The following is a 20,277-nucleotide window of genomic DNA, read 5'->3' as shown; positions in this document are numbered from 1 at the left end:
TCGTTACCCCCTTTTCGCTTTCTTCTTTTTCTTCTTACCGTCGCGCTTGTCGCTTCCCAGGAAGTTGATCGCGAATCCAAGCACCGCGGAAACAATGAAAATAACAACGCAGATAGCGGACGCAAGTCCCACATTTGAATCCTTACGCGTCTGGATCTCCATAACAAGGGTTCTTGCGGTTCTGACGCCGTTGACGATAGGATTTCCTTCGTCGTTTGTCAGCAGCGCAGGAACATCGTACATCTGCAGACCGCCTATCATTGATGTAACCAGCACGTAAGAAAGCAGCGGCTTGATAAGCGGAATAGTTATCTTCCAGAAAGTCTGAGTAGGATTGGCTCCGTCGATTTGAGCGGATTCGTACAGAGACGTATCGACGCCCATAATAGCAGCCATAAGAAGTATAGTGGTATTACCGTACCACAGCAGAAAATTGATAAAGCCTATGATACCTCTTGTACCCCACACAGAGTTGAGCAGCGTATCCTCATTCCCTGTAATCCTGCACACCAGATCGTACATCGCGCCGCCCTGATTGAACAGAGTATAGAACATAAACGCGATAGCCGAAGCCATGATCACATTCGGGAGGTATATAACGGTCTTAAAGAATCCCTGCGCCTTGATTTTCAGTCTCAGATCTGTAAACCATGTAGCCAGCAGCAGCGAAACGGCAATCTGAGGAATAAAACCTACCAGCCAGATAACTATCGTATTGATAAAGCTATGTACAAGAGTACCGTCCGCACTGAAGATTTCCTTATAATTATCAATTCCTATAAACTTTATCTGCTCTTCAGCCGCAACAGCCTCGGTAGTCCAGCCGCCTCCTATGGAGCCGCGGTCTATAATATACTCATGAAAGCTGTTGTAAAACGTCTGAATCAGCGGATACAGCGAAAATACTATATAAACCACGAAAAATGGTATTAGGAAGATATAACCCCATTTTGCATAGCTTATGCTTTTCTTCTTCATAAGACATATCCTTTCTGAGAAAAATTAGCAGGCTGTGAAAAACAATAGGGGGGGAAACAACCTCCGCCCCCTATTGAATTTTCATCGCGCTTTAATTATCAGTCCATTGAAAGGTTGCTGTAAAGAGCTGTGATCTCTTTCTTGAATGCCTCAAGAGCCTCTTCATATGTAGAGCTTCCGTCGAAGTAAGACTTCATAGCAGCCTGGAACTTCTCGTTGCAGCCCTGGTCATAAGCGGAAAGCTTATTTGAAAGGTCGATCTTGTCGGCAGCTTCCGTAAGAAGAGCAAGGTGATTCTGTCCGCCGAGGAAGTCGTTTTTATATCCTCCGTCGATAAGCTCCTGGATAGCAGCCTTGTTGTTTGTGTAGTCCTGCTCGCCCTCTGTGATCTCCTTCATGCACTCCTTGTTGCAGGTCATAACCTTCATGATGTCAGCGACGATATCTGTGTTATCGGAGTCGATAGCGCCGCAGATCCATGTGCCGCCCCAGAAGTAAGCCTGAGGTCCTTCGCAGGCTCTCCACTTACCGTAACCGCCGTTTCCTTCAACAGCGTTGGAGTTGTCAGCCTTGATCTCTTCGTCAACAGTATTGGGGAGAAGTGTGAAAGGAATACCCCATGTGGAGAAGAAGTAGCCGAATACCTTACCGTCTATCTTCTGTCCGGCAGCCCAAGCGTCGTCCCAGAGAGAAGTCTTGTTGTTGTAGCCCTTGTCTGTGTACTCCTTGGTCTGGTCAACCCAAGCCTTGATCTGAGGATCAACAGTGATCTTGTCGTCAGTAACCCAAGGCGCAGCAACATTGTTTGAATACAGTCTGTAAGCGTCGTCATAGCCGGAAAGCATCTTAATGCCGTTGTCAGCCATCAGCTGTGCTGTTTCAGTAAACGCATCCCAGTCCTTAACGTACTCCTGAACCTCAGCAGGATCGTCAGTTCCGAGAACCTCCTTCGCATACTCCGCGTTGTAGAGGAACAGACCCGGTGTTGCCTGCCAGGAAACGCCCTTCAGCTCGCCTGTCTTGGTATCGGTAGCAACGTCCTTAACATACTGATACTGCTGTGAAAGATCGTCCTCTGTAATTCCGATATCCTGAACGGAGAGAGCAACGTCGCCGTTGATATACTTCAGAGCATAGTCGGCTTCAATAAGGAAAATATCTACCTTTTCGGTGGATTCCTTCTGAGCCTTCAGAGCCTCGTCAAGCTTGGTCTGATATACGTTTCCTTCGTTTTCGTTCTGTACCCAATTGATCTTAACGCCGTTGATAGCATCAATTACCTGATTTCCGTCAGCGTCGGTAGAAGTGGTAACCGTCATATCTGTGTGCGCGGGATAATACTTGTCAAGTCTGCTCTTGAACTCGGTGTTCCAGCAGTAGATCGTCAGAGTGTTCTTCGACTCCTCGGAAGACTCAACGCCGTGGAGTTCCGCGGTATTGGTTCTGCTTTCCGTTCCGCCGTTTGAACCCGTTGAATTTGATCCGCCGGAAGCCGATGAGCTGTCGTCGTTTCCGCAAGCCGTCATTACTGAAGCTGCCATGCAAACGCTGAGTGCGCCGGCAAGGATCCTCTTTAACTGTGTCATAATAAATTTCCTCCTTAAATATCGCATTATATTTGTGATTGCATTGCAGATAGATCCGCAATAAATTAATGCCTAAATCTGTGCCACGGACTCGCCTTCAAGAAACTGTCCGTTTACTGTAATGACCTCCGTAAAGGTCGTCTGCGGTCTCTCAATAAGAGAAATAAGCTGTTTTGCCGCCGTTACGCCTATTTGAGCCGTATCCTGAAGATAGGTCGTCAGCTTTGGCGACAGGAACTGAGCGTAAGCTATTCCGTCATACCCTACCACCGAAACATCTCCCGGAACCGAAAGTCCCATATCCTTGATCGCATTGAATCCGCCTATCGCCGAATAGTCATCCGGCATAAAGATACAGGTAGGTCTGTCATCGCTCTTCAGCAGCTCAGCAGTAAGCTTGTATGTATTATCCGGATTATGGTAATCGCCGCTGAGTATCCATTCGGAACGAACTGAAATACCTCTGTTGATACAGGCTTTATAAAAGCCTGCCAGACGCCTTTCGGCTACCGCCGACTTGTTGCCTTGAATATAGGCTATCTTGCGGTGACCCTTATCCGTAACATAATTAATAAGCTCTTCCATTCCGCCTTCATTATTTGACATCACCGCAGTACGGCAGTCAAAAATGTGATCTATCGTAACCACCGGAATATCACCGTTTATTACCTCGTATACATCGGGGTCGGTAAAATCGGTACAGGTGATAACGATTCCATCAACATTACGGTATTTACAGTGTTCATAAGTAGACATCTTCTGCCGTCCGATATCCTTGTTAATAAAAGTGATATCATAACCCGAAGCTTCAGCTTCTGTTTTAAAGCTGTTGAGCACCTTTGCGAAAAACTCATGAGTAAGACCGCTTCCCGCTTCGTCAAGAAACATTACGCCAAGGTTATACGTCCTGTTGGTTTTAAGCGCTCTTGCCTGAGAGTTGGGGAAGTATCCCATTTCCTTGGCAGCCTTGATAAGCCTTTCTTTTGTAGCAGCGCTGACGTCCTTATGACCGTTAAGAGCTTTGCTTACTGTTGCAACTGAAACGCCGCAACGAACGGAAATATCCTTCAGTGAAACCACTAAAATTTCCGCCTTTCATCTGATTTAAACGTTTAAGTTATAAACGCTAAACAGAAAATCTGAATTTCAAACGTTTCCGTTAATAAAAATATACAATATATCCTCTTAAATTTCAAGTATTTTTGCAAACTTTTTTGCTGAATGTAATAAATTATGTTTAATTGAACAGTCTTTCAACATATATTTTGTGCAATTTAACTATAAAATCAGCGCAGCTGTAACCATTCTGTAATTTAAAGCCCTTAAAAATTTTCTTAAGCTCCAAAAAGCATTGCTAACGTTTAAGTTACCCGACTCCTTTGCTTACGCCAGTCAAGCTCAATGTGCATATATCCATATTTATTTCAACATTTCCATATCGAATTAGTATATTATAAACAAACATCCGCCTTGGAAGCATTATGCAGAAAATATTAAACGTTTTCGACATAATATCTGAAAAAAACAAAATTCGTCTGCATAACGCTTACAAAGCCAACGGATTTTTTTTAAATTTCGCAATTTCGTATTGCAGAAACATATAAAATTATGTTACAGGGTTTAAAATTTTCATATTGTGATAATCTTATCGCGCTTTTTATTGTGCATTTTCACCTACAGCGTGCCTTTCAGTCACTACCTACAGCCGAAGCTTTGTATAATATTCTCGCATAAACCGCAAATACGTTACTTAAACGTTTTTGATATTTTATGCATAAACAAGCTGATTTTTAATGTGTAAAAAGCATTGCTTATTTACATAGCCGCCGGTTCCACTATATTAATATTTAAATTATTATTAATTAAGAACCGAAAACAAACCGCTGCCGTGCAAATAAAATTAAGGCAATATCACACAAACACGCGCGATATTGCCTCAGCAGCTAATTATAAGATATAAGCGGTCAAATCCGCTTCGCTAGACCGAATAAATGCGTAAATTATCTTCGACCCTCATACAGCATAAAACATTATTCCTTGTTGAGCTGATCCCTAAGCTTCTTCTGCTCCTCCTCCATAAGCTTCATAAGATCCTCCAGGGAAGCGGACGCAGTCTTTCCTGCCGAAGCCGGAGTCTGAGCCTCAGGCTCTGACGCCTTATCAGCAGCGATATCCTCTGCAAAGTTATCGGACTTTTCTGAAGCGGCCTCGTCAAGCAGCTTAGAGGCTTTTTCATAGTACGACTCGTCAACTTCGGAGCCTCCTTCGCTGTCAGTTTTCTCTGAAGCTTCAGCGTCGTTGCCTATACCGCCGTCAGTTTCCGCAGGCTCTTCCTCCTGCTCGGCGTCCTCCTGCTCCTCATCATGAATATGAGAATTATGGAGCGCCTTATCATTTTCTCCTCCGAAAAGAAAATCGTCAAGAGTTACATTGGTTTCATCTTTTTCAGGTTCAGCTTCATACTCATCTTCCTCTCCGGAATGGGAAGCAATGGCGATAATAAGCTCGATCAGAACCAGGAAGAACAGCGGAACTATGGCGCATACCGCCATTCCGAACGTTGAGGTAACGAACGTGATGACCTTTCCTGCCGTAAGATAATAGCTGGACGCGGAACCGACTATATCCGAGGACTTGACCTCATACAGAACGGAAGGATTTTTTTCCTGATAAACAGTATAAACAACTCCGTCTATACTGTCGCCCTTAGACGATACATCGGCAAGCCAGAACACAGACGTACCGATATTCGGAACGTTTTCAACAAGAACTGCTTTTCCTATTCCCTCTACGCTCGGCACTCCGTTGGAAGCCACCACAAGCGCCCCCTTAGGAACATCGTCGCCCATTCTGTCGTCATTCATTATATACAGACTGTATCCGGCAAAGCTCGGAGTAACGTCCTTATTCTTAAACACCCTTGAAACGCCGAAGATTATCAACATCTCCAGAATTATAAAGACCACAAAAAATATTGCCACATTCTTAGCGGCTGAGGATTTTTGTTTTGTCTGACTCATAAATTACATCCCTTTCCAAAGACTTCCGCTTTATTTTTACACAAAACCGCAGTTGATGGACGCGGTACATTATGTTTTATTATATCATATCTTTTCAGGAATTTCAACCGCTTTACAATATTTTTTATAAATGCATGAACCGCTGAAAAAATTGCGGACAAAGCTATTGACAAAAGCTGTTTTTTAGTTTATAATAATTATTGCACTGTTATGAAACATAGAATATATGCTGATATGGCTCAGTTGGTAGAGCAGCTCATTCGTAATGAGCAGGTCGTCGGTTCGAGTCCGACTATCAGCTCCAGTCCTGGCGCGGACAGCGCAATACCCGTTATCACTAAACTGGTGACGGGTATTTTTCTTTTTATAGCTTAACTAAACAAAAAAATTTATTTAATACATATAATTCAAGAGATTTTACCATTGCACTTTATGTAATTGTATGATATAATTCTTCCAAAGGAGTTGTAAAATCATGCTTAAAAGAATTATATGTATACTATGCGCGGCTGTATTGTCAGTCGGAATGTGTTCCTGCGGTAAGGGCGGCAGCTCTGAAAGCGAAGAAATGGTTAAGCACTCTGAATTTGACGACGGCAAAATGCGCAAGGATATGTCCGCTATGGATTACCGCACCGAGATGGGTATCGGTATCAATCTGGGAAATACCCTTGAAAGCTACTGGGAGGATAAATCCAACAAGACTACCGGCGCTCAGATAATCGGCGAGAACACGCCTCTTAATTACGAAACCTGCTGGGGCGCTGTTGAAACCACTCAGGAATGTATTGACGGAATTAAAGCGGAAGGTTTTTCAACCGTGCGTATTCCCGTTTATTGGGGAAATATGATGGAGGACGATGAAAAATACGAGATAAATGACGAATATTTTGACAGAGTTACCGAAATCATTGATTATTGCAGAAAAGACGGTCTGTATGTGGTTTTAAACATACACCACTATGATGAATTCATCGTCGAGAACAAATCCAAAGAAGAAGCCTTAAAAATTTTCGATAATCTCTGGACGCAAATCGCGGAAGAATATAAGGATTATTCGGACTATCTTATTTTTGAAGGCTTCAACGAAAATGTGGGCACTGTCAGAGAAGAGGATAACTTTTCAGAAGATGAGATATATGACTATGTAAATCAGCTGAATCAAACATTTGTAGATGCCGTAAGAAGCACAGGCGGAAACAATCAGGAAAGACCGCTTATAGCTTCGGGCTATTGGACTAATATCGACAATACTACCAACGAAAAGTTCAAAATGCCTGAGGACTCCGCCGAGGATAAGCTTATGGTATCGGTGCATTACATAGACAACGCCTGCTACTGGACAAATCAGGTCGGAGGTGAATATTGGCTCGACTACAGCAAGTCGCAATGCGAGCTTTTGAAAGAAGCGTTTACCGACAAGGGTATACCCGTATTTGTCGGAGAATGCACATCAATTTACGAGCAGGAGCGTTTTGTTAAGAACGCAGAGTATAATACCTCGCCTGACTGCCTGAGCGTTATACTTAACATGGCGGCTGACTATGGTTTTGTTCCCGTACTTTGGGATGTAAACGACAACTTCTATTCCCGTACTGAATTCAAAATAAAAGACGAAGCCCATGCTCAGGTAATTTACGATCTTTGTGAAAGATTTGCAAAGTGATTTTTTTAACGAATAATCAAATACAAGCTAAAAGGAGCGATTCTTCAGAACCGCTCCTTTTTATATCATTTATAACCTCAAACTTATCCCAAAACAACCACAATATCAGTCTGCTCAGTCATCTTGCACTCGCATACGAAATCGCCCTCGACTGCTTCGCCGTTTACTGTGATCGACTTAACGCCGCTCTGAACATGGTCGGGATTCTGAATATCAATGGAAAGATGCTTTCCGCGGAAATTCTTCTCAATCTTAAAGCCGTCCCACTCATGCGGAATAGACGGGCTTATAACAAGACCCTCCGCGTTCGGACGCATACCGCAGATACCTTCCACGCAGCCTACCATTACGGTCGAACCGGTACCTGTCAACCAGTGAACGTGAGAACGTCCCTCAAACGGCGAACGGGTAGACTCGGTAAACTGTCCGTGAACATACGGCTCAAGAACTCTTGTTTCCGCATTGTCGTTCATGCTTGCGGGCGAGCTTTCAAGGAAATACTCAAACGCCCTGTCGCCGTGCCCGAGCAGTGACTCAGCAAGGATAGCCCAGCCCTGAGTCTGAGAGAAGATACCGCCGTTCTCCTTTGTATCCGGATTGAAGATATGCATAAGCGCGCCGTCGAAGTAGTGATCTACATAAGGCGGTTCAAGCAGCTTTACGCCGTAAGGAGTATTGAGTATCTCATGAACCTTATCCATTGCGGTTTCGGCCTGCTCCTTGCTTGCAAAGCCTGAAATGACCGCCCACGACTGCGGATTGAGCCACATATTCGCCTCAGGATCGTTCTTTGCTCCTACTACAACGCCGTCCTCGCGGATTCCTCTGATAAATCTGTCCTCGTCCCAGCAGGCTTCCAGGCTCTTGCCAAGCTCTGCCTGAACCTTATTGATATACTCAACGTATTCCGTATCGTTTCTTTCCTCAGCATAGCCCTTTATTACGCTCATTGCATAGTAAAGCTGGAAGGCTACGAATGTAGACTCGCCCTTCTTGCCCATTCTCAGGCAGTCGTTCCAGTCGGCATGAAGTCCGGCAGGCATAGCGTGAGCGCCAAGTCTTTCCATCGAGAACCTGATAGCGTTCTTCAGATGATCGTAAACCGTATCCTCTCCGCCGTTGGCATAAACGATAACCTCGTCAAGGAACGCCTTGTTGCCGCTTTCGCCGATGTACTTGACAATTGTCGGGAACAACCAGAGAGCGTCGTCGGCTCTGTAGGACGGATGCCCGGTCTCCTTGGCGTAAACGGAATTTTCATCGTTTTCATCAGGACAGGTTTCATGACCGGCATTGTGATCGAACTTAACCAGCGGCAGACCGCCGCCGTTGTCAACCTGCGCGGACAGCATGAAGCGGATCTTCTCAGCCGCAAGCTCGGGATTGATATGGATAATTCCCTGAATATCCTGAACTGTATCTCTGTAGCCGTAGCCGTTTCTCAGTCCGCAGTAGATAAACGAAGCGGCTCTTGACCAGATAAAAGTAATAAAGCACTGATAAGCGTTCCATACGTTTACCATATTGTTGAACTCAGCGGAAGGCGTTTCAACCTGGAAGTTGTTCAGCTCGCCGTGCCAGTAATCAACAAGCTCCCTGATCTCAGCGTCGCATCTGCCCGGCTCATTATACTGAGCAAGAATTTCATCGGCGGCAACAGGTCTTTTCTGTCCCAGAACATAAATAACCTCAGCGGTTTCTCCCGGAGCAAGCATGATCTCCGACTGCAAAGCGCCGCAGGCATTGCCGTTATAATTGCACTTGTTGTCGCAGAAGCCTCTTTCTACCGCGATAGGATTGCCGTAGGTCCTGTATGGTCCGATAAAGCTGTCAAGGTTTCCGTTATATGCAGAAACGGAAGCGCCGACAACGCCGAAAAATCTTTCTCTCCAGTTGGAGCCCTGCTCGTCCTTGCCGCTGTTTTCGTTGATATGCTGAACGATCTTGTTGCCCTCAAAGCTTGTTCTTGTAATAAACAGGGTATACTGAAGGTTTACCTGATCCTGCTCGTAATTATTCTCATTCGTAAACTCTACAAATCCGAACAGCGAAAGATTTCTGTAGGTATCGCCGCTGTTGGTTACCTTGGTTCTCCATACCTCGTAGGTCTTGTTAAGCGGAACATAGTATGTAACCTCGGAATGAATATCCGCATAATCGGCAAGCATTGTGGTGTAAGCCGTACCGTGGCGGCACACCGATTTATACTTGTCCAGAGGCTTTCCTACCGGCTGCCAGGAAGCCGACCAGTAATCCGACGTATCGTTGTCGCGGATATAGATATATCTGCCCGGAACTGCAATGTTGGTGTTGAAACGGTAGCGGACGTGTCTGCCGTTGGCTCCGCTCTTCACAAAGCTGTAGCCTCCCGCATTGTTTGAAATGATAGCGCCGTACTCAGGCGAACCAAGATAGTTTGCCCATGGAGCAGGCGTATCTGGTCTTGTGATGACATACTCCTTGTTTTTGAGGTCAAAATAACCGTACTGCATATTTAATGCTCCTTTATAAAAATATTTGACTACTCTTCCCCGCAGGTACCAGCAGACTTACGCGTCAAATTTCAGAGCCTGAACAGTGCTCCATATGCGTCAATATCATTCTAGCATACATTAACTTTCTTGACAAGGGGGTTTTTAAAACTTTTCTGATAAATATTTTAGCCGTTTTTGATTTTTGAAACTTAAACGTTTAATCTGTTTAATTCGGAGCAAAGCCCGATGTAAGCTTGGCTTTTCATCGGCCGCGACGAAGCAGCCTGCGCCAAACGCTGTCTTTTGACAGCGAAGAGCTTCCAGCTCCTCAGGGTTTCGGCAGGGGGATTAATTCCCCTGCTGAAATACTGAATGGAACCCGCCGCCAAAGAGAGGCGAACGCCTTCTAAAGAAGGCGGGGGACATCGGCGCTAAGTTATAATCAGCTTTTACAGATAAAAAAGCCTCCGGCTTCTGTGCCGGAGGCTGAAGCGGGTCAGCTTATCACCCGCATATCTCCATTATAGCGTTTGCGTACATATTGAGATTATATTTCAGAGTTTCCACTGATATATGCTCGTCGGGGCCGTGCATATTATTGTTTTCCCAGGGAAATTCGGCGCCGAATGCCACTCCTCCGGCGGTATTGTGAACGTAGGTTATTCCTCCCTCCGCAATGCACTTTCCTTTTTCGCCCTTTACCTTTTCATAGGTTCTCAGCAGCGCCTGTACAAGCTCGCTGTCCTCCGGAACATAATGAGGCTCCATTCCCTCACAGGAGGTAACGTCCATTCCGGCGTTTTCAAGCGTATTTTTTATTATCCTTTCTATCTCAGCGCAGGTTCGGTCAATTGGAAATCTGATATCTATACCGCCGGTTATCACTCCGTTTTCATAGCCAAGCTGAGTAAGAACGCAGGTCATTTCTCCCGATACGCTGTCGGAAAAACCAAGTCCTGCGGAGCTTCCGCCGAATTCCCCGTGAGGAAAAGCCGCCGACAGCCTGTCTGCCGTTTCGCAGCCGTTTGCGGCAAGAAAAGCAAGCAGCGCCGTAACGGTATTTCTGCCCAGCTCAGGTCTTGAGCCGTGAGAGGACAGCCCCGTTATTTCAAAGCCCTCCTCCGACCTTTTCACATTACAGCCGCAGATCTCTTCAGGAATACTGCCTTCGTCATAAACAGCCGTACATGACGTTTTCCCGGGAACCGCGTTTATAACCGTTCCTCCGGCGATTTTTCCGAATCTGATCCCGCCGCAGTCAAAGCTTCCTTCTCCCGAGAAAGTCAGATGAAGCATTCCCTTTTCACAGTTGAGCACAGGAAAAGAACCGTCGGGAGTAAATACCATAGACGGAAACGGTTCCTTTTTCTGATAGTATTCAATGTCCTGACAGCCACCCTCCTCATTGCCGCCGAAAATGACGCGAAATCCTTTCTTCAACGGCAGACCAAGCTCCTTTATACACCTGACCGCATACAGAACGGCAACGCTGGGACCCTTGTCGTCTATCGCCCCTCTGCCGTAAATATTTCCGTCCTTAACGGTGCAGTCAAAAGGCGAAAAGCTCCAGCCGCCGCCTGCCGGAACAACGTCAAGATGACTCAGTATCCCAAGGATCGGTTCACCCTCGCCATAGTCCATAGAAACGGCATAGTTGTCAAAATTCTTTACCTTCATTCCAAGACTTCTGCCGAAATCCGCTCCCCATTTAAGAGCCTCCGCGGAACCCCTGCCGAAGGGCATTCCCTCCAAAGGCTCTGACAGACTGCTGTCGATAGACATTATTTCTCTCATCGACTTAATGACGTTATCTATATTTTTATCAAAATACTCCGCAATTTCCTTTTCAAACACCAAAAACGCTCCTTTTATTTTCCCGTAAGATATGCGCAGATCAGCTGCGAGGGGTTATTGAGCCTGAACTTACCAAGCCCTGCCGAAACTACCATGCATGAGCCGTATCCTTCATATACTCCCTTCGTATACTCAGGGAAAAACCTTCTTTCAGGCGAAAGCAGTCCGCCTGCTATCGGAAGCCTGATAACTCCCCCGTGACAATGGCCGGAAAACACTAAGTCCGCTCCCCATTCGGCATATTCCCTGAAAGGGAAAGGATTGTGGGCAAGCAGAATACAGCACTTCTCATGATCCGGCTCTCCCATAAGCCTCTGCAAAGCTTCACGATCCGCCTTTTTCAGTCCTCTATAGCCTATTCCGTCCGCGCTTCGGTAATAATCCATTGAAAGCTCGGCGCCGTATATATTTATATAATCGCCGCCTCTGTATATTCTTTCATAAGAATTTCTCAGTATATGAACGCCTTCGGCTTCAAGCTTATAGTTGAGCGCCTCCGATTTAACGGCAGCGTCGGTTTCGTGATTGCCCATAACATAATAAACCGGAGCAAGCTTCATCAGTCTCCGCATAAGCACAAGCTTGGGAGTAAGGTTTTCCTCCGATCTGCTGAACAGATCGCCGGTAAAAAATATATAATCCGGATCGCAGACCTGACAGACATTGATAAGGTTATTAAAGCCGTCGCCGTATCTCTTTTTGTGCAGATCCGAAATGTGCAGTATCTTTACTCCCTCAAAGCTTTGTGGAAGATTTTTGCATTCCACCTTATAATTATCTACAGTAAGCAGCCTGTTCTGCACAAAACAGTATGCCGAAAGCGCGGCGGCAATACCTGTCGCCCCCGCGGCTTTTATTTTGCTCATTTTCCGTAACGCCTCTTTTCCGTTAATAAAATGAAAATGATTTCTCCGCGCAGCAATCGTGAGCGCCGCCTGCGCGGGCAGTCCGCCGCTATGCGCCGCTCTATCTGCTGAGATAATCTTTAAGCTGCCGAGCCGCCCATTCCGCGTGTTTGTAGCCATGATCGTACAGCCTTTTCAGCTTAGCCGGATCCCCCTCAGTCCTGCTTACGTTAAAGGTAGTCTTAGGCGTGAAAACGCAGACCTTGCCTTCGCTCTGAAGCTGCTTGATCTCGTTCACACATTCGTTGTATCTTGCCGCCCTTGTCCTCATTGCTTCAACAAATTCAGGATTTTTCCTGTAATATCTTTCAGCAAGTCTGATCGCAGGCTCGTCCCTTTTGATATAATCTCTGGGGCGGGTCAGAATTATTATCAGCTTGTCGCAGCCCGCCTTTAAAGCCTGCCTGTAAGGTATGGAATCCGCAACTCCCCCGTCAAGATATTTTTCGCCGTTTATCTCTATCTCCGGAAACAGCAGCGGAAGCGCGCAGCTTGCCCGCAGGTGCATAAAGCTCCTGTCGTCCCTGTCACAGGGAAGATATTCCGCTTTTCCCGTCCTTACATTGGTTACAACGGATATTATTTCGCCGGGAAAAGCTTTAAACGCGTCAAAATCAAACGGAAGCTCCTCATTAGGCACTTTTCCGTAAACGTAATCCATATTGTAAAAGCTTCGGTTTCCTCTTTTGAACATATGCCTTAGCCCCGAATATTCCGAACGGTTCATATATTCCGTAGCAAGCGTAAGATTTCTTCCCTTCTGTCCCGAGCAATAGGAAACGCCGAAGGCAATTCCCGCGGAAACGCCTATAAAATAATCCGCGATTATATTTTCCTCCAGCAGAAAGTCCAGAACTCCGCAGGAATAAACCGTGCGGCTTCCTCCGCCCTCGCATACGATCCCAAGCATAGCTACACCTCCGAATCCTGACGGCTTATCTCGGAATTTTCAGACGACAAGCCGGAATATACCGTATCCTCATATGCTATCCCCAGCCCGTCAAGCATGGAATGCATATCGTTCACCGCGTCAGCAACTGCATTATCGTCGCAAAGCTCGATAACCACCGCGTCCCTGTCAATGATCTCTGCTATCTTCTCAAATTCCGCCAGAGTATAAACCTTGTCCGCATAAATATAGGTGCTTCCCGAAATTCTCAGCTGGACTGCGATTTTTTCCGTTTCCGAGGATTCGTCCGTCGTCAGGCTTTCCTCCGGCGCTGAACTCTGCGCGCTCTCTCTGCCTGCTTCTGAGCTGTCCGTATTTTTCTTTACCAAACCGATCTCCAAATACCTCATAAGCATACATACAGCTATCAGCGCAAGCAGAATTATCAGCATGAAAATAATTCTTTTTTTCTTTTTCTTCATCATGCGCTTTTTCTCGTGCCTTTCCTGCATTTCCTCGGCAGGATGAATATATTTCCTGTTATCCGACATTCCTTTCTCTTCCCTTCTTTTGCGTAATTTTAATTATGTTATGCCGCAAATCTGTATATGTATATGCTTTGCGGCGGCGGGTTTTCGGCAGCCGGTATACAGCCGTTAAAATATTAGCTTGAACGAATCATACCGCGCCGCCTTTATTGTATCACTTTTTCACAGCAATTGCAATAACAAGCGTCTCAGCGGCGCCGTTTATTTATACTCTCTAACTGTAAAAAGAAAAACCGCATGACCTGCCGCAGAAAGCCTGAAAAGGCCGGCAGAATCCTGAAAATCTCCGATTCTGCCAGCCTTTTTATTCGCCGATCTTTTCTCCGCACCGCTGGCAGAACTTGGCTCCGTCTTTCAGCTCGGCTCCGCAGCCTTTGCATCTTGAAGTTTCCTTTATAACCGGAGCAGACTTAACGTTTACTCCTCCGTCCGCCGGACTCATATAATTACTGTTTGTAAATTCAAAGCTGGGCTTTATCTCTTCAGGTCTGCCGTTTTTTTCAACCGCCTGCTCCTCCGTATCCCGGCTTTCCGGAGAAGCCATATATTTCATACAAGGGCAGGACACCGAAAACTCGTCGGTAGCGTTCCTTCCCCAAAGCGTAATGCCGCATATAAACAGAAATATTCCGGCTAACAGCGGAAGCCCGTACACAAGCGCCTGCATTATATACATAAATCGAGCCTCGTCTGAGCCTTCTGCCGCAAGCCTCCATGCGCTGTCGTTGAAAAGGCGGTAAATAAACAGCGCCGGAGCAACGGACACAGCCGCCGAAGCAACGGTTATCAGCGCTCCGAATTCAGCTCCGATCTTCTTTTTCCTGCGGCTGACAAGACATACAAGCAGCACGGTAAGCGACAGTACCAACAGCACTACCGAATGCTGATACGTTACAAAGTATTCGTCCCACTTTTGTGAAAACAGCGTTTCATTTTTATAAAACTCCCTGCGGTATATCTCCCTTCCTATAAACTCCAGAGCCGTTCCCGCTCCCGAAGCAAGCAAAGCGATAAACGCAAACACACATGACGCCGAACCGGCGTCGCAGAGCTTTTTTCTGCTGCTTTTAACAGCCGTCATAAAAAACACTTCCTTTTTTGCAGCTAAGAACCCGCCTTCATACGTTGGTCAGTAATAAATCCGCCGGCTTTATAACCTTGCGCCTATGTCCCCGCCCTCTTCAGAAGGCGTTCGCCTCTCCAAGTCGGCGGGTTGCTTCGTCACCGCCGATGTTAAGCGAGCGCACATCGGGCTTTGCTCCGAATTGAAAGACAAGCCGCGAACCCTGATTACATGATACCAGCTGTACGATACATTGTCAACGGCGGAATATCAGTCATTTGGGTCTGTTTTGTCGATTTTGCTGTCATCTGCTATGATAGGCTTTACATCAGCGGCATCTGCGGCTGACTTAGGCTGCGGCTTTTCAAAAAACTTCTTTACAAGCCTGCCGTTTTTGTATTCAAACATGAATATCAGCACAATTATTATAAGTCCGCATACTGAAATGATCTTTGCCGCGGTAAAATAATTAGGGGCAAATTCCATTGTTATTACGTTCTCACCCTTTTCCAAAGGTATGGTAATCAGCGAATCAAGGGATTTTCCGATATCTGCCTCTTTCCCGTTTACCTTTACGATCCAGCCGTTTTCATACGGAATAGTGGTAAAAAGCACCTCCTCGCCGCTTTCAGCGGTACAGGTTCCCTCAACATAGGTATCCTCATGCCTTGTAACGTTCCATACCCTTTCCTGAAGCTGAGCGTCCGCCGCCTCAAAAGCCTTCATATCAAAGGAATAGAACAGCGCCTCGGACCAGAAAGCCTCGTTATCGTCGTTGGCAACGGTGATCCTTATGCGGATATCCTCATCCTGATAGAATTTCCCCAGATTCAGAATAGAATAATTGTCCCCTACAAAGAACTGACCGGCATATTCCATTGCCGAAGTTCCCTCAAGATACTCGTTCTCCTTCTGAATCCATACATTGCAGCTTCTTTCATACTTGGTCGGGAGATACATATACAAATTTGAATCCTTATCCATTCTTACGACATAATCAATATGACATTCCGCAATGCTCTGATCCGCCGGATAATACTTGGTATGTCCGTCGGCAAGCGACGAGGTCTGCATATTTTCCGTTTCCATGCTATGCGGAAGTATCCTTGTAAAATACGAGGTATCCTCAGTCTGCGAGATCAAAGCGTTGAATACGTTGTTCTGATTCTCAAAGGGATTCGCGTCAATAAGCCGCACGTCCTGAATTTTGGAGGAGGAAACCACGCCTAGGCCCAGTTCGTAGGGATTTTCATAGAATTTATATTTAGCCGCCTGCTCGTCGATATGGGTAACAAGCGTATATTCCTCAGGAACGGACGTCCTCTGATCTGAATACCTTTCGCTTGCGTCATAATCCTCCTTATCCATCAGATAGCGTATGCCGAACAGCGCGTCTGTCAGATAGGTGGAACCGTCATATTTTGTATAATGTCCTCCGTACGCGTAGCCAAGCTGCTGAAGAGCCTTGAGAGCGGGGGAATTCATTGTCGAGCTTGAATGGGAAATACCGTAATACCCCGTTCCGATCGGATCGTTGACCGTTCTGTGGAACGTGGCTTCCATGCGGAAGAACGGAGAATCATCAAACTCCTTTATATGCTCAACAGCGTCGCGGGTGTCGCTCATATACGGCTCATACGACGTATACTCGCTGTATACAACGTCAACGTCTATTTTATGAAGGGTATCCATCGTATTTGCCAGCAGCTCAAGACCCACCAGCATACAAAGAATTACGCAGACCGCTTTTGAGCTTTTCCGCTTTCTGTAAAGATAAAGCAAGGCAAAATAAACCGAAAGGGCGATAATTGAAAACCATATCCCCTGAATAACTCCCTTGGTTTCGCCGTTCTCGGTTCTTCCTTCAAAAATCTGAAAGTGAGAATAGTTTTCCCGTTCGCACCAGAAAAGAAAAACCATAAGTCCGAAGAAAACCCCGCCTATCTCCTTGGCGGTTATTCCGTCAAGATTTTCAAAGGCTCTGTACGCCATTAAAAGCAATAAGAAAGAAAACGCAAAGGAATACCTGTACGGCAGCCAGTTGGGAACCTGAAAGCCGTGCCACGCAATATCTATCGGCGCGATATACATACTGACAAACAGGACCAGCAGCAGCAGCCCCTTTGAAACCTTTTCCTTGACCGAAATTTTCGCGTTCATGAAAAACAGCGGAACAAGCAGCAGAACCGCGGAGCCGCAGAAGATCATCGGAAGCCCCTCGGGATAAACCGTATCGTAGCTCATGGGAAACAGCTTGGTTATAAAGGTAAGGAAATCAAACTGCGTCGCAAGCGAAAAATCCGGAGTTGAAAACTCAAGCTTGCCCAGCTTCAGCGAATTGTAAACAGGAATCAGCACGACCCCCGCGGTCATAACAGCCGTAACCGCCGCCGCCCCGAACTGCACTATCCTCCTGAAAATATGCTTGGGAAGTATTCTTCCCTCACGGGACAGGCAGTAATAGATAAAATAGCAGAAGGTAAAAAAGCCTACCATATAACCGATATAAAAATGCGCAATAAACATAAGCGCCAGCGGAATAATAAGCGGAAGCAGCTTTCCTTCATCCACAAGCCTGTGAACGCCCCAGCAGATAAGGGGCAGATAAATAAGCCCGTCAAGCCACATGGGATCCATAAGCTGAACCACCATATAAGACATAAGCGCGTAGCAGGACGAGAAAACCGCCAGAGAGGTATTTCTCGGCTTTCCGGTTTTTCTCAGGAAGTACGCAAACGTCACCGCCGCCGCGCCTATTTTTGCTATCTGCATCAGCTCGATCGCGCCGCACATTGCCGTTCTGGGCAGCAGGCAGACGATAAGCATAAAGGGGCTTGCAAGATAATAGGCGAATATTCCGAACATTTCGCCCGAAAGATTCCTCGACCAGCTGTATACCAAACTGCCGTCGCCCCAGAACGCGTCCCTTAAGGCTTCGTAATAATACACATACTGTCCGTTAAGGTCAAGCACCAGAACGGAATTATCCCCGAACGGATGCACCTCAAACAAAGCATACGCGATATACATTATAAGCGCCGGCACGGCAAAGACAAGAAAATAGATTCTCTTGTCCCACAGCAGGCTTCTGACTCTTTCCCATTTAAGCTTATTCACAGACTTGCTCCTTTTAAGAATTTATTTGCCGTCGTTTTTTCTCACAATATCCCGTATCAGATATCTGGGTCTGTTTTTTATTTCCTCGTAAATCTTTGAAATATAGAAGCCGATAACTCCAAGGCTGAACATTATTATACTGGAGGTAAGCAGCTGAAGTATTATGACTGTCGGAAAGCCTGCCGCCGAGTTTCCCCAGATCTTGTTGTAAAGAGTATTGACCCCCAGAATTATTGAAATAATAAAGGTTATTACTCCGCACACGGTAACGATCTGCAAGGGCGCCGAGGTAAATGACGTTATACTGTTGACCGCATATTTTATCAGCGACTTGACAGACCATTTCGATTCGCCCTCCGCTCTTTCGGCAACCTCAAAATAGACCTTTTCCGTTTTGAAGCCTACCCAGCTGGACATTGCTCTGAAAAACGTAAGCCTTTCCGGCATTCTGTTAAGGGCGTCAACGACCTTTCTGTCCAGCAGCTTGAAATCTGAAGCCGCCTCCATATCTAAGCCCGAAGCCTTATTTATAATTTTATAGAAAAACAGGCTCATACCCTTGTAAACCGGGTTCTCCCTGCCGCGGCTTTTCTTTCTGCCCTCCACAACGTCCACGTCGTTATTTTCCCAGATTTTATACATCTCCACAATAACCTCGGGAGGATGCTGCAAATCGCAGTCCATAAGCACGCAGGCGTCGCCCCCCGCTACCTCAAGTCCTGCAAAAATAGCGCTTTCTTTGCCGAAATTCCTGCTGAAATTAACGGCTGTGATATTTTCTCTGCTTACAGCCATCGCTGATATTTTTTCCCACGTTTTGTCCTTTGAGCCGTCATTAATAAATATAAGCTCGTAATCTATTCCGTTCCTTTCAAGAATTTCACTAACCACGTCAGCGGTATGCTCCACGTTTCCCTCTTCATTATAGCTGGGAATTACGATTGACAACAATTCTGTCAGCTCCTTTTCTTTTCTCTATAAAATCAAGGCGGCGCCGCACTATAACGGCGCAGAATCGCCTTTACATAAAATACAGCACAAGGGACGCCAAAACTGACGTCCTTCGGTAATCATTCTTTTTTGCAAATCGCTGAAAACACCGTTTCAAGCCTGCGGTTTTCTATTTTTCCGAAACATCGGCGCCGTCCGGGTGCTTATTATTGAAATCACATCTGATCTTATTAAACGTCCACGCGGTAGATATAACGAACGCAAACAGAATTATTTTTGATATGGTCACCATAACTCCTGCAAAATCGGCAACCGCCGCCGACGGGACGAGTCTGTTCAGAATATCGAAAACCATATTTACGATCGTAAAAAAGGCAAGCTTCTGCCAGCCGGAGCACAGGCGTGAAATATTCGACGTGTCGTTTACGAGCAAGCTGTTCTCAGCAAGCAGCCTCATAAGCTCCCGCAGAAACACGAACGCAGCCGCAACCGACGCTGTTCCCGCTATAATGCTCACAGCGCTGAACAGCTCTCCTTCCCGCTGAGCAAGCTTGAAGCACAAAATGATCAGGCAGGACGCCGCCGAAACCGCAAGCGAAGCGTACGCCCGCTTTTTCAGACCCGAGAACGCTTTTGAAAAATCGGATATCTCCGATATTCCTCCCAGCATGAACAGTATTCCGGCAAGCTTCAGAATATAGCTTGAAGTCCAGCCCATATTAAGATGTATGACCAAAAAAGCATAACCTAAAGTAAAAAAATTCATATCTTACATTCCGCCCTAACCGCCGGCTGCTTCCGCATAGTTATCAGACAGCCGCCGCAAAGCCGTTGAAATTCTTACTGATCGGCAGCGTTGGCTTCAATTTCAGCCGCAGCCGTATATACGCATATAAATTATATTACATTTAGCTTTCGCTGTCAATGTTTTTTGCCTGTTTTCACTTAATTTTCGTTTTGCACGAAAACACTGACAGCCTTTTATTCCGGCGGCAGAAGCCTGGTAAATAGAAAAAGGCAAAAAAACTCCCGCCATAAAGACGGGAGCCAAAAAATAAAAAATTATAGGGGAGAAGCCAGTAGAAATTAATCTACTGAACTGTATATATGAAGGCTTGGGGTAAAAGCCAACATACCATAATAACCTGCCGACTTTCCGGCAGACAATCAAAAGAACTCATCAGATGAACCGTTGTCCTCTGATGTATATATGATATCCAATCAAT

The 20,277-nt window shown here is 46.0% G+C and carries 14 protein-coding genes and 1 tRNA gene; 2 read left to right on the top strand and 13 right to left on the bottom strand.

From position 1 onward, the window contains the following. Window positions 1-3: 3 nt before the first annotated feature. The 4 genes from EIH25_RS00190 to EIH25_RS00175 form a co-directional block, all read right to left on the bottom strand. Window positions 4-978, bottom strand: a complete 975-nt coding sequence (locus tag EIH25_RS00190) for a sugar ABC transporter permease (protein WP_124097929.1) — start codon at window positions 976-978, stop codon at window positions 4-6. Between the two features lie 98 nt (window positions 979-1,076). Then, a complete protein-coding gene (locus EIH25_RS00185) occupies window positions 1,077-2,564 on the bottom strand; it encodes a carbohydrate ABC transporter substrate-binding protein (protein WP_124097928.1) in 1,488 nt (495 codons plus the stop codon). A gap of 72 nt (window positions 2,565-2,636) precedes the next feature. Next, window positions 2,637-3,644, bottom strand: a complete 1,008-nt coding sequence (locus EIH25_RS00180; protein ID WP_124097927.1) for a LacI family DNA-binding transcriptional regulator — start codon at window positions 3,642-3,644, stop codon at window positions 2,637-2,639. Window positions 3,645-4,594: 950 nt separating this feature from the next. Next, entirely contained in the window at window positions 4,595-5,584 is a 990-nt protein-coding gene (locus EIH25_RS00175) for a hypothetical protein (RefSeq protein WP_124097926.1), read from the bottom strand. A gap of 228 nt (window positions 5,585-5,812) precedes the next feature. Between EIH25_RS00175 and EIH25_RS00170 the strand changes: the two genes are divergently transcribed. Together EIH25_RS00170 and EIH25_RS00165 are read left to right on the top strand one after the other, a co-directional pair. Then, a tRNA-Thr gene (locus tag EIH25_RS00170) sits at window positions 5,813-5,888 on the top strand. Window positions 5,889-6,059: 171 nt separating this feature from the next. Then, window positions 6,060-7,250 (top strand): glycoside hydrolase family 5 protein, encoded by a 1,191-nt coding sequence (locus EIH25_RS00165; RefSeq protein WP_124097925.1) that lies wholly within the window; start codon window positions 6,060-6,062, stop codon window positions 7,248-7,250. 83 nt (window positions 7,251-7,333) lie between these two features. Here EIH25_RS00165 and EIH25_RS00160 read toward each other — a convergent pair whose 3' ends face one another. The 9 genes from EIH25_RS00160 to EIH25_RS00120 all read right to left on the bottom strand — a co-directional run bounded on the left by EIH25_RS00160 (window position 7,334) and on the right by EIH25_RS00120 (window position 19,817). Next, window positions 7,334-9,742 (bottom strand): glycosyl hydrolase family 65 protein, encoded by a 2,409-nt coding sequence (locus EIH25_RS00160; RefSeq protein ID WP_124097924.1) that lies wholly within the window; start codon window positions 9,740-9,742, stop codon window positions 7,334-7,336. A 486-nt stretch (window positions 9,743-10,228) separates the two neighbouring features. After that, entirely contained in the window at window positions 10,229-11,578 is a 1,350-nt protein-coding gene (locus EIH25_RS00155; protein ID WP_243113049.1) for a Sapep family Mn(2+)-dependent dipeptidase, read from the bottom strand. Between the two features lie 14 nt (window positions 11,579-11,592). Further along, window positions 11,593-12,444 carry a metallophosphoesterase gene (locus EIH25_RS00150; protein ID WP_164489109.1) on the bottom strand — a complete coding sequence of 284 codons (852 nt, stop codon included), beginning with the start codon at window positions 12,442-12,444 and terminating at the stop codon, window positions 11,593-11,595. Between the two features lie 100 nt (window positions 12,445-12,544). Continuing rightward, window positions 12,545-13,393: a patatin family protein gene (locus EIH25_RS00145; protein WP_124097922.1), complete on the bottom strand. Its 849-nt coding sequence runs from the start codon at window positions 13,391-13,393 to the stop codon at window positions 12,545-12,547. Window positions 13,394-13,395: 2 nt separating this feature from the next. Beyond that, complete coding sequence (locus EIH25_RS00140) at window positions 13,396-13,923, bottom strand: hypothetical protein (protein WP_124097921.1); 528 nt, start codon at window positions 13,921-13,923, stop codon at window positions 13,396-13,398. Between the two features lie 301 nt (window positions 13,924-14,224). Beyond that, window positions 14,225-15,001 (bottom strand): zinc ribbon domain-containing protein, encoded by a 777-nt coding sequence (locus tag EIH25_RS00135; protein WP_124097920.1) that lies wholly within the window; start codon window positions 14,999-15,001, stop codon window positions 14,225-14,227. Window positions 15,002-15,253: 252 nt separating this feature from the next. Next, window positions 15,254-18,100 (bottom strand): YfhO family protein, encoded by a 2,847-nt coding sequence (locus EIH25_RS00130; RefSeq protein WP_243113048.1) that lies wholly within the window; start codon window positions 18,098-18,100, stop codon window positions 15,254-15,256. A 21-nt stretch (window positions 18,101-18,121) separates the two neighbouring features. Next, window positions 18,122-19,051 (bottom strand): glycosyltransferase family 2 protein, encoded by a 930-nt coding sequence (locus tag EIH25_RS00125; RefSeq protein WP_124097919.1) that lies wholly within the window; start codon window positions 19,049-19,051, stop codon window positions 18,122-18,124. A gap of 169 nt (window positions 19,052-19,220) precedes the next feature. Further along, complete coding sequence (locus EIH25_RS00120) at window positions 19,221-19,817, bottom strand: hypothetical protein (RefSeq protein ID WP_124097918.1); 597 nt, start codon at window positions 19,815-19,817, stop codon at window positions 19,221-19,223. Between the last annotated feature and the right edge of the window lie 460 nt (window positions 19,818-20,277).

The sequence above is a fragment of the Ruminococcus sp. Marseille-P6503 genome (genome assembly GCF_900604945.1).
In the GTDB taxonomy this organism is placed as follows: domain Bacteria; phylum Bacillota; class Clostridia; order Oscillospirales; family Ruminococcaceae; genus FB2012.
Note: the sequence above shows the minus strand (reverse complement) of the source record. Positions and strands in the feature narration are given on the sequence as shown.